The sequence below is a fragment of the Pseudomonas sp. TH37 genome, from assembly GCF_016650735.1.
Lineage (GTDB): Bacteria > Pseudomonadota > Gammaproteobacteria > Pseudomonadales > Pseudomonadaceae > Aquipseudomonas > Aquipseudomonas farris.
The window spans coordinates 657,223-669,523 of the sequence record NZ_JAEKFD010000001.1 but is presented as its reverse complement, the minus strand read 5'-3'; the positions used below and the strand labels follow the sequence as shown (position 1 = coordinate 669,523).

At 60.3% G+C, this 12,301-nt stretch carries 11 protein-coding genes; 7 read left to right on the top strand and 4 right to left on the bottom strand.

The features are described from left to right. Positions 1-89 precede the first annotated feature (89 nt). The 3 genes from JFU11_RS03125 to JFU11_RS03115 are packed head-to-tail and all read left to right on the top strand — an operon-like array spanning position 90 to position 1,952. Positions 90-587: an MFS transporter gene (locus JFU11_RS03125; protein ID WP_123501092.1), complete on the top strand. Its 498-nt coding sequence runs from the start codon at positions 90-92 to the stop codon at positions 585-587. A 32-nt stretch (positions 588-619) separates the two neighbouring features. Next, complete coding sequence (locus JFU11_RS03120) at positions 620-1,396, top strand: class II glutamine amidotransferase (protein WP_007898710.1); 777 nt, start codon at positions 620-622, stop codon at positions 1,394-1,396. 13 nt (positions 1,397-1,409) lie between these two features. Beyond that, a complete protein-coding gene (locus JFU11_RS03115) occupies positions 1,410-1,952 on the top strand; it encodes a DUF2937 family protein (protein WP_201059746.1) in 543 nt (180 codons plus the stop codon). 80 nt (positions 1,953-2,032) lie between these two features. On the opposite strand, the gene JFU11_RS03110 is transcribed toward JFU11_RS03115, so the two are convergent. From JFU11_RS03110 to JFU11_RS03095, 4 genes are all read right to left on the bottom strand, one after another. After that, a complete protein-coding gene (locus tag JFU11_RS03110) occupies positions 2,033-4,144 on the bottom strand; it encodes a TonB-dependent receptor (protein WP_201059744.1) in 2,112 nt (703 codons plus the stop codon). 14 nt (positions 4,145-4,158) lie between these two features. Beyond that, a complete protein-coding gene (locus JFU11_RS03105; RefSeq protein WP_201059742.1) occupies positions 4,159-5,370 on the bottom strand; it encodes an MFS transporter in 1,212 nt (403 codons plus the stop codon). After that, positions 5,360-7,282: an IucA/IucC family protein gene (locus JFU11_RS03100; protein WP_201059740.1), complete on the bottom strand. Its 1,923-nt coding sequence runs from the start codon at positions 7,280-7,282 to the stop codon at positions 5,360-5,362. The genes JFU11_RS03105 and JFU11_RS03100 overlap by 11 nt, the downstream gene beginning before the upstream one ends. 111 nt (positions 7,283-7,393) lie before the next feature. Continuing rightward, on the bottom strand, positions 7,394-8,323 hold the full coding sequence (locus JFU11_RS03095) for a LysR family transcriptional regulator (protein ID WP_201059738.1): 930 nt from the start codon (positions 8,321-8,323) through the stop codon (positions 7,394-7,396). 173 nt (positions 8,324-8,496) lie between these two features. On the opposite strand from JFU11_RS03095, the gene JFU11_RS03090 reads away from it, so the two are divergent. The 4 genes from JFU11_RS03090 to JFU11_RS03075 all read left to right on the top strand — a co-directional run bounded on the left by JFU11_RS03090 (position 8,497) and on the right by JFU11_RS03075 (position 12,226). Next, positions 8,497-9,780 (top strand): MFS transporter, encoded by a 1,284-nt coding sequence (locus tag JFU11_RS03090; RefSeq protein ID WP_123721915.1) that lies wholly within the window; start codon positions 8,497-8,499, stop codon positions 9,778-9,780. A gap of 78 nt (positions 9,781-9,858) precedes the next feature. Beyond that, complete coding sequence (locus tag JFU11_RS03085) at positions 9,859-10,611, top strand: 5-oxoprolinase subunit PxpA (RefSeq protein WP_052966466.1); 753 nt, start codon at positions 9,859-9,861, stop codon at positions 10,609-10,611. Further along, positions 10,608-11,312, top strand: a complete 705-nt coding sequence (gene pxpB, locus JFU11_RS03080) for a 5-oxoprolinase subunit PxpB (protein WP_201059736.1) — start codon at positions 10,608-10,610, stop codon at positions 11,310-11,312. Before JFU11_RS03085 ends, pxpB begins: the two co-directional genes overlap by 4 nt. Further along, positions 11,309-12,226, top strand: a complete 918-nt coding sequence (locus tag JFU11_RS03075) for a biotin-dependent carboxyltransferase family protein (protein ID WP_123721913.1) — start codon at positions 11,309-11,311, stop codon at positions 12,224-12,226. The genes pxpB and JFU11_RS03075 overlap by 4 nt, the downstream gene beginning before the upstream one ends. Positions 12,227-12,301 lie beyond the last annotated feature (75 nt).

The window sequence follows — 12,301 nt, the reverse complement described above, 5'->3', positions numbered from 1 at the left end:
CACAGGGTCTGTGTCTTGCCCGACTGGTATTGGGACAAGCCTGACGTGCGAAAAGTCGTTACTATAAGCGCCTCTTTGCCTGCCTTGCCATGGACACCATGACCGAGAACGACTATCTGATCGCTTGGGGCCTCTACGCCTTTGCCGCTTTAGGCTGCCTGTTGGTGTGGATGCGCATCACCCGCTGGATGTGGCGTTGGCTGCGTGAGCCGCTGCGGCTGCTGGTCGCGGTGTTACTGTTCAGCCCGACCATCATCGACCCGGTGAAAGAAAAGGTCGCCCCGGCCATTGCCATTACTGCCCTCGACTTGCTGTTCAAGGTCGGCAACAACGCCTGGCGCGCGGTTTCCGATCTGTTCATGTACGGCATGATTGTCTTCGGCATTTACCTGGTGTTCGTGGCCATCCGTTTTCCCATCGAGCGCGCCTCCAACGCTCGCAAGGAACAGGCGGCTGCCGCCAAGGCAGCGGCGCGGGCCGACGAGCCTGACGACGATCAGCCTTTCGGCGGTGCCGGCGATGATCGTTACGGCCGGCCACCGGTGCCGAGCAACCCTCAGCGTTCGCGGGTCGAACCGCGTCTGTAACCGTGCCCCTGTACTGAATCGAGAGTCCGAGCATGTGTGAGTTATTGGGCATGAGCGCCAATGTCCCGACCGATATCGTGTTCAGCTTCACCGGGCTGATGCAGCGCGGCGGCCGCACCGGGCCGCACCGTGACGGTTGGGGCATCGCTTTTTATGAAGGCCGTGGCCTGCGGCTGTTCCAGGACCCGGCGGCGAGCAGCGAGTCGGAAGTGGCGAACCTGGTGCAGCGCTATCCGATCAAAAGCGAAGTGGTGATCGGCCACATCCGCCAGGCCAACGTCGGCAAAGTGTGCCTGTCCAATACCCACCCGTTTGTGCGCGAGTTGTGGGGGCGCAACTGGTGTTTCGCCCACAACGGCCAGTTGGCCGATTTCAACCCGACCGCCAGTTTTTACCGCCCCGTTGGCGATACCGACAGCGAAGCGGCGTTTTGCGATTTACTCAACCGGGTGCGTGCAGCGTTCCCCGAGCCGGTAGAGATCGAAGCACTGTTGCCAGACCTGGTGGCCGCCTGCGCCGAGTACCGCAGCAAAGGTGTGTTCAACTGCTTGCTCAGCGACGGCGACTGGCTGTTCTGCTACTGCTCGAGCAAACTGGCGCAGATCACCCGCCGTGCACCGTTTGGCCCGGCGCGTTTGAAGGACGTCGATGTGATCGTCGACTTCCAGGCCGAAACCACGCCCAACGATGTGGTCACGGTGATTGCCACCGAACCCTTGACCGAAAACGAAACCTGGACCCGCTACGAACCGGGCCAATGGAGCCTCTGGCGACGCGGTGAATGCGTCAGCCAGGGCAAGACCGAATAAGGATCTCTCCCCCATGTTGCTCAGTTATCTACGGCTGGTGTTGTTCGCGGCGGGCCTGTTGATCGGTGTCCAGGTGCCTGGGTTCATCAGTGACTATGCCAAGCGGGTCGAGGCGCATCTGATTGAGGCGCAGACCGGTTTGAGCGGTTTTCAGGGCACTGCCAATCAGTTTTTCAAGGGTGACATGCAGGCGCTCGTGGCCCATTACCGTGCCAGCGAAGACCCGATCTTTCGCAGCGATGCCGACAGCCTGAGCACCTTGCTCACCCGTCAACTGGCCCTCGACAAGCAATTCCAGGCCATGCAGGGCCCGTGGTACATCCGCGTCCTGCAAGTGGCCCTGGCCGCCGACCCGGATATTCGCAAGGAAACCTGGAACGGCTACAGCTACCAGATCCTGCTGACGCCGGAAGCGATGATCTGGGGAATGAGCGGCGCGTTGCTGCTGTCGTTCGGCATTGAATGCCTGTTCCGACTGATCGACTGGGTGGTGCTGGGCGGCAAGCGTTTGCGCCAGAGCCGGCCGATCGAAGAGCGGGATTTGCGCGGGCTGTAACACTGGATCCGACTTGCTGGCGATTGCCGCGACACGGTATGCCTGGCAGGTCGCATCGCCGGCAAGTCGGCTCCTGTTTTTTACCAATCCACCGAGTAGCTCATGCTCAGCGTGCGGCCTTCGGCATTGGCGTACGGGGCTCTGGCGTTGGCCTGGGTGAACAGGTTCTGGTACGTGCGATCAGTCAGGTTATATACCCCGCCTTCAAGACGACCGACCGGCAGTTGCACGGAGCCGAGCAGGTCCACCAGCGTATAGCCTTCAATCTCGCGTCCGTTGTTGTCCTTGGCGGCGGCATCGTAACTGGACAAATGCATGCCTTGCAGGCGCAGGGTGTAGTCGTCTTCGGTGTAGCCGACAAACAGTGTGGTCTTGGCCGGTGAGATGCGCGTGGCCGGCAGATCGATCCATTTGCCGTTCTGCTCGGTCTCTCCTTTGGCCCAGGCATAAGTGCCACCCACCGACCAGCGATCGGTCGCGCGGTAGGTCAGGCTGTTTTCAATGCCGCGAACCCGCTCTTTCTGGTTGATCAGGCGCAATACGCGATCATTGGCATCGTAGAACTGGGTCACGTCCGAGGTGTTTTCGTACACGGTGACGTCGGCCTGCCACTGGTCCCAGTTACCGCGCCAGCCCAGCTCGTAACTGTCGACCTTGATGGCCTGGGCGTTGAGACTCTGGATGTCGAAGGTGCTGTTGACATCACGCATGAAGCGCTGGATATCCGGTAGCGAAAACCCCTGGCTGTAATTGGCGAAGACATCCTGGTTTTCACTCAGGTGGTAGACCGCCCCCAGGTTGTACAGAGTCGCATCGTATTTGAGGGTGTCGCCGGGCAGGGTTGCGCGTACGCCGGTCTGGACGATCTGACCATAAGCAATGCTGTCGGAGACGTCGCTTTCAATCCATTCGCGGCGCACACCGCCGCGCAAGGTCCAGTCACCGATGTCCCAGGACATCTGCCCGAACAGCGACTTGGTGGTGGTTTCGATGTCCGGGCCCAGCTCGTAGGTGGTGCCGGTCTTGGTGTAGTTCAGGCCATTGAGCGTGTATTGATCACCTCGTTGGCGAGAGCGCTCATTATCATAGTCGGCGCCCCAGACCAGATTGCCCGTGGCACTCCCGATCGCCGGCAGCGGCGTGTCGATGGCCGCGCGCAGGCCGTAGACATCCTGCACACTGTTGTTGTCGGAGATCCCGGCCCTGCCTCGCGACAGGTCCGGAAAGAATAACGCATCGGCGCGACGCCAGTAGCTTTCCAGTTGCAGGCCCTGACCGTAGAAGTCCTTGTCGGTGTAGTTGAGGTTGACCGCCTGGTTATGGGTATAGGGCTGGTCGTCGAGTTTCAGCCCTTTGACCGCCACGGCTTCCTGCCGGTTTGTTGGGTCTTTTGTGTAGCCAGTGTCCTGCTGGTCCTTGTAGTCCTGCAGCGACAGGCTAAGTTTCTTGTCGGCATCCAGCTCGTAACCGAAACGACCTTGCAGGTCATAGGTTTCGGTATCCATGTTGCTGCCCTGGGAAGTGTCCTGAGGGATGCGGTTGCCGTTGCCGTCGAACTGATCGTTGCGCTGGGTCAGGTCGGCAGAGACGTACCAGTCCAGGGCATCCTTGCGCCCCGTCGCACTCTGAAAGGCTTCGTAGGCGAAGCCTTTTCGGTTGAGGTTGTTGCCGCTGGTCAGGCCCAGTTTGCTGCTGTAGGCAATGTCCTGGCCCTGATTGCGCTTGGTGATGATGTTGATGATGCCGCCTGAAGCACCGGCACCGTAGATGCTGCTGGCGCCGGAAATCACTTCGATGCGTTCGATGCTGGCCGGGGCGATGCTGTTGAGCTGGCGGTAGTTATCGCGCGTGGCGTTCTGCGATACGCCGTCGATCAACACCAGCATGTTGCGCCCGCGCAGGGTCTGACCGAAGTTGCTCATCCCGCCGCTGGCCGGCGCAAGGCCGGGGACCAATTGCCCGAGGATGTCGGAGACCCGGCGACCCGCGCCGCTCTGCTCACGGACCTGCTGTTCGTCGATCACCTGGACCGAGCCCGGAATCGAAGCAATGCTCGCTTCACTGCGAGTAGCGGAGACGACGGTGGCTTGCATGTTCAAGGTGCCGGGCTGCTGCTCGGTATCCTCGGCCCAGGTCTGGGCGCTGAAGGTACCGAGCAGCGGGATCAGAAGGGAGAGCTTGGTTCGGATCATGACGTGGTCTTTTTTTAGTTGTGATAAGTGTGGGGAGATAAGGTCGAGCGGTCAGGCGTGGCGTTGAACGAGCGTACCCAGCGGATCCCGATGGCGGCGATGGCGTAAGTCAGCGCCACCAGCCAGAAGCTGTGAGCCAGGCCGACCAGGCCCATGCCGATCCCGCCAAGGACGACACCGAGCAGAGCGCCAGCCTTTGCCGCGCTGTTGCCCAGGCCGAGCGCGAAGCCCTGCTGGTTTTCGGAAATGGTGTTGGCGATCAGTGCATAGGCGACGGGAAGCAGGGCGCCTTGCCAGAGGCCCCAGACGAGGCGACTGACGAGAAACCCCAGCCATTCGTTGGCCAATGCCGTGGCCGCCAGCGTCAGCGCACATAGCCAGGCCACGCCTTCGATGACGCGCAAGGTGTGGGCCGGCTGCCAGCGGTCGAACAGGCGTCCCCATAGCGGTGCGGAAACGGCCAGGGTCGCGGCGCTCGCCGCGTAGGTGGCGCCGATCAGCCAGCTCGGGGCATGCAGAATGTTCGCGACGTACAGCGCGTAGAACGACTGCGGCATCATCTTCGCGGCTTGAATCAACACGATTACCAACAGGATTCCACCGAGCCAGCCTTTGGGCAGGGCCACCGGTTCAAGCGCTTTTTTCTTCGAGGTCCGAGCCTTGTCGGCCGGCAGGAAAAAACTCCCCAGTGCGCACAGCAGGCAAATCGCCGTCGCGCCATAACAGAGCAGGGCAAACCCCGAGACGTCCATCAGCCAGCCACCCAGCACCGGGCCGATCAATGAGCCGACGGCGGTTGCCGATTGCAGGCGGGCCAGGGTGTGACCACGGCTGGAACTGTCGCAGCAGGCCAAGGCGTAGGCTTGCGCGGCAGCGAGAAAACCGGCCAATGCGCCCTGCATCACGCGAATACCCACCAGCAGCCACGGGTCGAGGGTGATCGCCGCCAACCCTTGGCACAGCGCGAGTGCCAACAACGCCCGAACAATCATCGGTTTGTGTCCGGTGCGATCCCCCAACCGGCCCCACATGGGCGTCAGGAGCATGGCCGCCAGCATCGGACCGGCATAGACCATCGCCGATAACAGCGCGGTGTAGCCGGCGCCCTCCGGCCCGAGCAGATGCTGGATCTGCAAGGGCCAGAACGGACCGCTCATTTCCATTGCGCCCATGGAGACAAACTGGATGACGATCAGCAGTCGCAAAGCGCGACCGTCAGCGAGCATGGATATTGGGTCGCAGCGGGTTACTCAGGCGTCCGACGATGTCGGCATGGCTGTCGAGCAAGCGCATGCGCATGAACGATTTGGCGGGCCAATCCTGTTCCAGCAAGGCCCGGCGCTCGCTTTCCCAACGTGCCGGTTCAACGTGATCGCGCAAGGTCTCGAAGCACTGTGCAACGTGCGATGCCAATCGCTCCCAAAGGATGCTCTCCGACACATTCCAGTGGCGGGCACAGAGCAACGTCAACTCACCGAGATGGCACATGAATGTGGTGTGCAGGAGTTTGTCACGGACAAAGCCGGAGTCGTCATACAGGGTCATTTTCGGATCGTGTAACTGGATATCCAGACCCTTGGCGTGCAGGGTTTTGCGATCGATACGAACGTCGCCGAAATCACGTAATAGCAGCCGATTCAACTGCCCGTCAGCACCCATCACCATGAAACTGTTTTGCTGATGCGCTTCGAACGCCACGCCATACATCAGGTAAATGCCCAGCAGACTCGGTACGGCAATCGACAGGTAATCATCGAAGAACGCCAACATGGCCTCGCTGTCGTCGCTGCCCTGAGCCAGTCTTACCCAATCACGCAGCAGCGGTTGTTCGAATTCGTTGACGGCGAACAGGCTGCCGACCGGCACCGCCAATTCGCCTTCTTGCAGGAGGGTAAGCGGGTTGTCGCGATACAGTACGGCAGCATGCCGGGAGCGCTCGTCATCGACCGGCAGTGGTGCGTAATGCACGCCGATGCGCTCGGGAACGATGTTCAGCAGACGCTGAATCTGCGGCTCCTGGTCGAGAATATCCAATACCAGTTGGCTGATGCGCGGACCCATCCGGGCGGAGCGCGGCGACACGGTGCGCTGCACGCTGGTCAGTCGCAAAGCCACCGGCAGTTTGACCATCGGCGCCACGCGACTGGCCTGCGGCAGGACCGTGCGGAAAGACATGGTCGGGTGGCCGGTAAAAGCCACGATGTCAGTGACGATCAGCAGGTTGTCAGCGATCTCGTTGGCGAACGAATGTGGCAGCTCTTCATGGGCTTGCCATGGGTGCGACGGGAGCGGGAGGTAGTCCTTTGCATCCAGGCCCAGTTGCTGCAAATGGCGTTGCAATTGTTCGGCAGCCTGAGGGAAGTGACCTTGCCACCAGTCCCAGTAGTCGGTGGTGCCAGCCAGCGCTTCGACGTGTGCGTACTGGCGGTGCAGGGCGCACAGCACGATCGGAAAACTCGCTTCGAATTCTGGCGAGAAAGCGATGACCTGAGCGGCGCTCAAGCCCAGTTTGGTCTTGTAGTTCGGGTGCCACGGATGGCCGAGAGTGCCCCACTGTTCGAGCAATGACGTAGGGTTCTGGTGGCTGGGGCCGGCTTTGAGCCAAGCGAGCAGATTGTCGTCGTACTCGGTATCGATCTGCTCTCTCAGGCGCTCGGTCCATCCATGGTGAAACGCCAGGCACAGGGTGTCGTTGCTGAAGCTGTCATCCAGCTCCCGGGCCAGACGTTCCAGTACTTGCGGGGAGGCTGGCGGGTTGAGCTGAGTGCTGAGGTGTGCGAGCAGTTCGCTGGGCAACTGGATTTTTTGGGGCAGTCTGTCGGGAGTGTGCAGGACGATGCTGCCGCGTACGTCCCAGCTGTTCATTCTGCCGCCGGACAAGTGCTCGAAGCAAAGATGCGCGCCATCGCCAAGTGGCAGCCAGCAGCGGCTAGAGTCGTCGTATTCGCAGGTGTCAGGGTTGATCAGATCTTCACGAAACAGCGCCTGGATCAGGCGTTGGAAACAGCGTTGGGCGGCGGGCTCCAGCGCGTTGCTCAAATGATCGAGAGTGATGCGGTGGGACTGGAAAGCCTGAGTGCCAAGAGCTTCGCTCCAGTGAGCGAGCAATTGTTGCTGTTTTTGCGTATAGCCGCGCATCAGGTCCGACTCCTTCTGGACAATTGATTAGCTGAAAGCGCGCTGAGAATACCGGCTTGAAAAAATAATGCAAATGATAGTGGTTCATATTTAGAGTTTGGGAGATGTCCTTCAGATGCGTGCCTGTGGTTTGCTCAAGACGACGTACTGCTCGCCCACTTTCTGCGCATAGCGCTCCACGACTTGCTGACACAACGCCACGATTTCTTCGACCCATTCCACGCCAACCCGCCACGAAACCACCACCTGCAAGTTCGGCGGCCGCTGATCGATGGCCAGCAAGGTCAATTCCCCACGCGCCAATTCTTCGGCCACCAGCACCGGCGGTAGCGCGCCAATGCCGAAACCGTCCCTCAGCAATCGGGTAATCGCCGACACTGAATTCACACAGTTCAGCCGTGGCGCCATGACCCCGTTGGCCTGCATCAGGCTCAAGATATCCTGATGAGGATGGGAGTTTTTCGAATAGGTGATGATCCGCTCCCGCGCCAGATCGGCGACACCTGAATACTCGCGGTTGTAGATGGAATTGCTGGCGACGATCCAGCCCATCGGATGACTGGCCAGCTCCAGACTACGTACGCTTTCCTGGCGCAGCAGGTCGGTTTGCAGGATCAGATCGAGAAAACCTTTTTGCAGCTGATCGCAGAGGTTGAGCGCGGTATCGGCCACCAGTTCGATTTCCACTAGCGGGTAGTGATCCATCATCTGCGCCACCAACGGGCTGAGCCAGGTGTGGATCACGGTATCCATGACGCCGATCCGGACCCGCCCGACCTTACTCGAACGCGTCTCGATCGACTGCTTGAGCGCCTGCATTGTGTCCATCATCTGCTCGGCATATTCGAGCACCTTCAGGCCTTCGGGCGTCAGGCTCACGCCGCGAGAATCACGCAGGAACAGCTTCACCCCGAGCTCGCCTTCGAGCACGGCAATGCGGCTGGAAATCGACGCCTGGGTGGTGAAGAGTTTGTCTGCCGTCAGGCGGAAACTCTTGAGGCGGGCGACCCAGACAAAGGTCTCGAGAAACTTCAGGTTCATGGGATCAGCTCTTGGGGCTTAGCCCGTCGGATAAGGTTTTCTTATGTCTAGGGCGGGTTTTTATTAGTTGGACGCAGCAGGGCCAGCAGCCCAAAAATCGGCACATCCGGTTCCCACGATAGGCGTCGTCGGGGCTCAGAACAATACCAATAAAATTTGCACGGAGACTTGCCATGAGTGCGCCCGACACCCTCATTCCCAAAGCCACGGCTCGCCCGGGACCCTTCGATTGGTACCACAACATCAATAAGCAGGAACGTCGTACGTTCTGGAGCTGCAAGATCGGCTATGGCCTGGACGGCATGGACACCCAGATGCTCAGCTTCGTGGTGCCGACCCTGATTGCCATGTGGGGCATCACCACTGGCGAAGCCGGGCTGATTCACACCAGCACCCTGATCGCTTCGGCTATCGGTGGCTGGGTGGCGGGGATTCTCTCTGACCGCATCGGCCGGGTGCGCACCCTGCAACTGACGGTGCTCTGGTTCGCCTTCTTCACCTTCCTCTGCGGCTTTGCCCAGAACTACGAACAACTGTTGATCAGCCGCACGTTGATGGGCTTTGGTTTCGGCGGTGAATGGACCGCTGGCGCGGTGTTGATGGGCGAAGTGATTCGTGCCAAGGACCGTGGCAAAGCTGTTGGTATGGTGCAATCGGGTTGGGCGTTGGGTTGGGGGCTGACAGCGATTCTGTATGCGCTGCTATTTTCGGTTTTGCCGCCGGAAGACGCCTGGCGAGCATTGTTCATCCTTGGCATCGTGCCGGCGATTTTTGTGATCTTCGTCCGTCGCCTGGTCAAGGACCCGGAAATCTACCGCGAAGCCAAAGCCAAGGAAGAGCCAAGCAACCCGGCCAAGTTCTACGAGATTTTTGCCCCGGGCATCCTTTTCACCACGATCCGCGCTTCGATCCTGACCACCGGCGCGCTCGGCGGTTACTACGCGATCACTTCCTGGCTGCCGACGTTTCTGAAAAACGAACGGGGCTTGAGCGTACTCGGCACCGGTGGTTATCTGGCGATGGTGATCGTCGGGTCCTACATCGGGTACGTGATCAGCGCGTATTTGACTGACATCCTCGGTCGTAAAAAGAATTTCATTCTGTTCGCGGTCGGCTCGTTCACCATTGTTCTGCTGTACACCCAATTGCCGGTCAGCAACGGCGTGATGCTCTGGCTGGGTTTCCCCCTGGGCTTCTTCGCTTCGGGGATCTTCAGCGGCATGGGCGCGTTTTTGACTGAGCTGTTTCCGACGCGGATACGTGGCTCGGGCCAAGGTTTTTGCTACAACATCGGTCGGGCATTGGCGGCGTTGTTCCCGCTGTTGATCGGCTTGCTCAGCCAGAAGGTGCCACTGAGTGTGGGAATCGGGGCCTTCGCGGCGGTGTCCTACGGGGTAGTGATCCTGGCGGCCCTGAGCCTGCCGGAAACCCGTGGCAAGCAACTCGACGCTCAATAACCGAATATCCGGTAACTGATAATCTGAGGGGCATATGTCCTTCAGCTAAGAAGATAAAAGCCTACAGGAGTGTTCACCGTGAACCGCCTGCTATTGAACTGCGACATCGGCGAGAGTTTCGGTAACTGGACCATGGGTCTGGACGCCGAGGTCATGCCCTTCATCGACTGCGCCAACATCGCTTGTGGCTTCCACGCCGGCGACCCGAGCATCATGCGCAAGACCGTCAGCCTGGCTCTGGGCCACGGCGTGCAGATTGGTGCTCATCCGGCCTATCAGGATCTGGTGGGGTTCGGTCGCCGATCCATGGCTTACACCGCCCAGGAACTGCAGGACCTGTTGCATTACCAGATCGGCGCCCTCGACGGCATTTGCCGGGCGCAGGGCGGGCGGGTGAGTTACGTCAAACCCCACGGCGCGATGTACAACGACATGATGGCCAACCCGGCGCAACTGCGCGCGGTGATTCAGGCCGTGGCAGCCTATGATCGGAGCTTGCCGTTGATGCTGATGGCGACCCGCGACAACAGTGCCGCGCAGCAACTTGGCGATGAATATGGCGTGACATTGTGGTTTGAAGCCTTCGCCGATCGCGCTTACGACAGCGCAGGCAGGCTGGTTTCGCGGCAACTGCCGGGAGCCGTGCATCACGATCCCGAGAAAATCATCGAACAGGCGTTGATCATTGCTCGCGGTGACAATCTTACGGCCAGCGATGGCAGCGCCTTGCATCTGCAGGCCAACACCTTGTGCGTACACGGCGATAACGCCAGTTCGGTGGCCGCCGTGCAGCGCATTCGCGAAGCCTTGAATCAGCAGAGTGCATCATGAAACCACGGGTGGAAGTGGTGGCGCTGGATTGCCTGATGGTGCGTCTGTTCGATGAAATCAGCGAAGCCAACATGCCGTGGATGCTCGCCGCCAGCGAGCGTCTGCGAGAGGCGTTCGCCAGCCATTTGATCGATCTGGTGCCGTCCTATACGACGTTGATGGTGCATTACGATTTGATGGCGCTGAATCCGGCCCAGGCGCGGGAATTGATCGCTGAAGCCTTGATCGATCTGTCCCCCAACGCTCGCACTAGTGGTAAATGCCATGTGTTGCCGGTCTGGTATGACCTGAGTGTCGGTCCGGAACTGACGTTGCTGTCTCAGCGCAGTGGATTAACGGTGGAAGAGGTGATCCACCGCCACAGCGGTCGCGAGTACCAAGTGTTCGCGTTAGGCTTCGCGCCGGGGTTTGCCTTCATGGGATTGGTAGAGGAAATATTGGCTGCACCGCGTATGAATACTCCGCGCAAAAAAGTGGCTGCCGGCAGTGTTGGTATCGCCGAACGCCAGACGGCGGCTTATCCGGTGGTGTCTCCCGGCGGCTGGAACCTGATCGGCCGCACCCCGGCCAAATTGTTCGACCGCGAGCGCGACGGCTACAGCCTTATGCAACCGGGCGACACCGTGCGCTTCGAAGCGGTCAGCCATGCCGAGTTCATCAATCTGGGCGGTGATGACACGCCGTTGGAGGCCCTGGCATGAGCCGACTGACGATTGAAGCAAGTACACCGCTGTGCCTGTTGCAGGACGCCGGGCGATTTGGCGTGCGGCATCTGGGCGTGACCCAGGGCGGGGCGGCGGATTGGCGATCGATGTCGTGGGCCAATTGGTTGCTGGGCAATGGGCTGGATGCATCGGTGATCGAAATCACTCTCGGCGGGTTTACGGTCGTTGCCCAGGAAGATTGCGTGCTGGCGTTGGCCGGAGCGGATCTGGGGGCGCAGGTGGATGGCGAGGCATTGGCACCGTGGCGCAGTTTCAGGCTGAACAAGGGTCAGCAATTGCAATTCACTCAACCGCTGCTTGGCGCTCGGGCTTATTTGGCGGCCCCCGGCGGATTTGATGCGCCAAAGGTGTTGGGCAGTAGCGCAACGGTGGTCCGTGAGGAGCTCGGTGGGCTGGATGGCATGGGTCGGGCGTTGGCCAAAGATGCGCAGTTGAGCTATTCGGGGAGCTCGCTGTTACTGCTGCGGGCGCTGGCGCCCGAACAAGTGCCGAATTTCAAACTCAATGCGCCGCTGGACTTGGTGCTCGGTGCACAGATCGGCGAGTTCAGCGGGCAGAGTCTGTTCGATGCGTTCAACAGCGTCTGGACCCTCGACAGCCGCGCCGACCGGATGGGTATTCGTCTGCTTGGAACGGCGTTGCAGTATCAGGGCAAGCCGATGATTTCCGAAGGCATCCCACTGGGCGCGGTCCAGGTGCCACCGGACGGGCAGCCGATTGTGCTGCTCAATGATCGGCAGACCATTGGCGGGTATCCGCGGTTGGGGGCGTTGACGCCGTTGGCATTGGCGCGATTGGCGCAGTGTCTGCCGGGGGCGAAGGTGCGGTTGAAGCCGGTGGTGCAGGACGTCGCGCATCGGGAACACGTTGAGTATTTTCGGCGGTTTTAGGCCGCTAAAGCATCGCGGGCAAGCCCGCTCCCACAGGGTAGATGGTGCTCACAAAATGTGCGAACGACGCTAATC

Excerpts from the sequence above, each read along its gene's own strand:
- JFU11_RS03125 (WP_123501092.1), top strand. The coding sequence starts at position 90 with ATGGACACCATGACCGAGAACGACTATCTGATCGCTTGGGGCCTCTAC.
- JFU11_RS03120 (WP_007898710.1), top strand. The coding sequence starts at position 620 with ATGTGTGAGTTATTGGGCATGAGCGCCAATGTCCCGACCGATATCGTG.
- JFU11_RS03115 (WP_201059746.1), top strand. The coding sequence starts at position 1,410 with ATGTTGCTCAGTTATCTACGGCTGGTGTTGTTCGCGGCGGGCCTGTTG.
- JFU11_RS03110 (WP_201059744.1), bottom strand. The coding sequence starts at position 4,144 with ATGATCCGAACCAAGCTCTCCCTTCTGATCCCGCTGCTCGGTACCTTC.
- JFU11_RS03105 (WP_201059742.1), bottom strand. The coding sequence starts at position 5,370 with ATGCTCGCTGACGGTCGCGCTTTGCGACTGCTGATCGTCATCCAGTTT.
- JFU11_RS03100 (WP_201059740.1), bottom strand. The coding sequence starts at position 7,282 with ATGCGCGGCTATACGCAAAAACAGCAACAATTGCTCGCTCACTGGAGC.
- JFU11_RS03095 (WP_201059738.1), bottom strand. The coding sequence starts at position 8,323 with ATGAACCTGAAGTTTCTCGAGACCTTTGTCTGGGTCGCCCGCCTCAAG.
- JFU11_RS03090 (WP_123721915.1), top strand. The coding sequence starts at position 8,497 with ATGAGTGCGCCCGACACCCTCATTCCCAAAGCCACGGCTCGCCCGGGA.
- pxpB (WP_201059736.1), top strand. The coding sequence starts at position 10,608 with ATGAAACCACGGGTGGAAGTGGTGGCGCTGGATTGCCTGATGGTGCGT.
- JFU11_RS03075 (WP_123721913.1), top strand. The coding sequence starts at position 11,309 with ATGAGCCGACTGACGATTGAAGCAAGTACACCGCTGTGCCTGTTGCAG.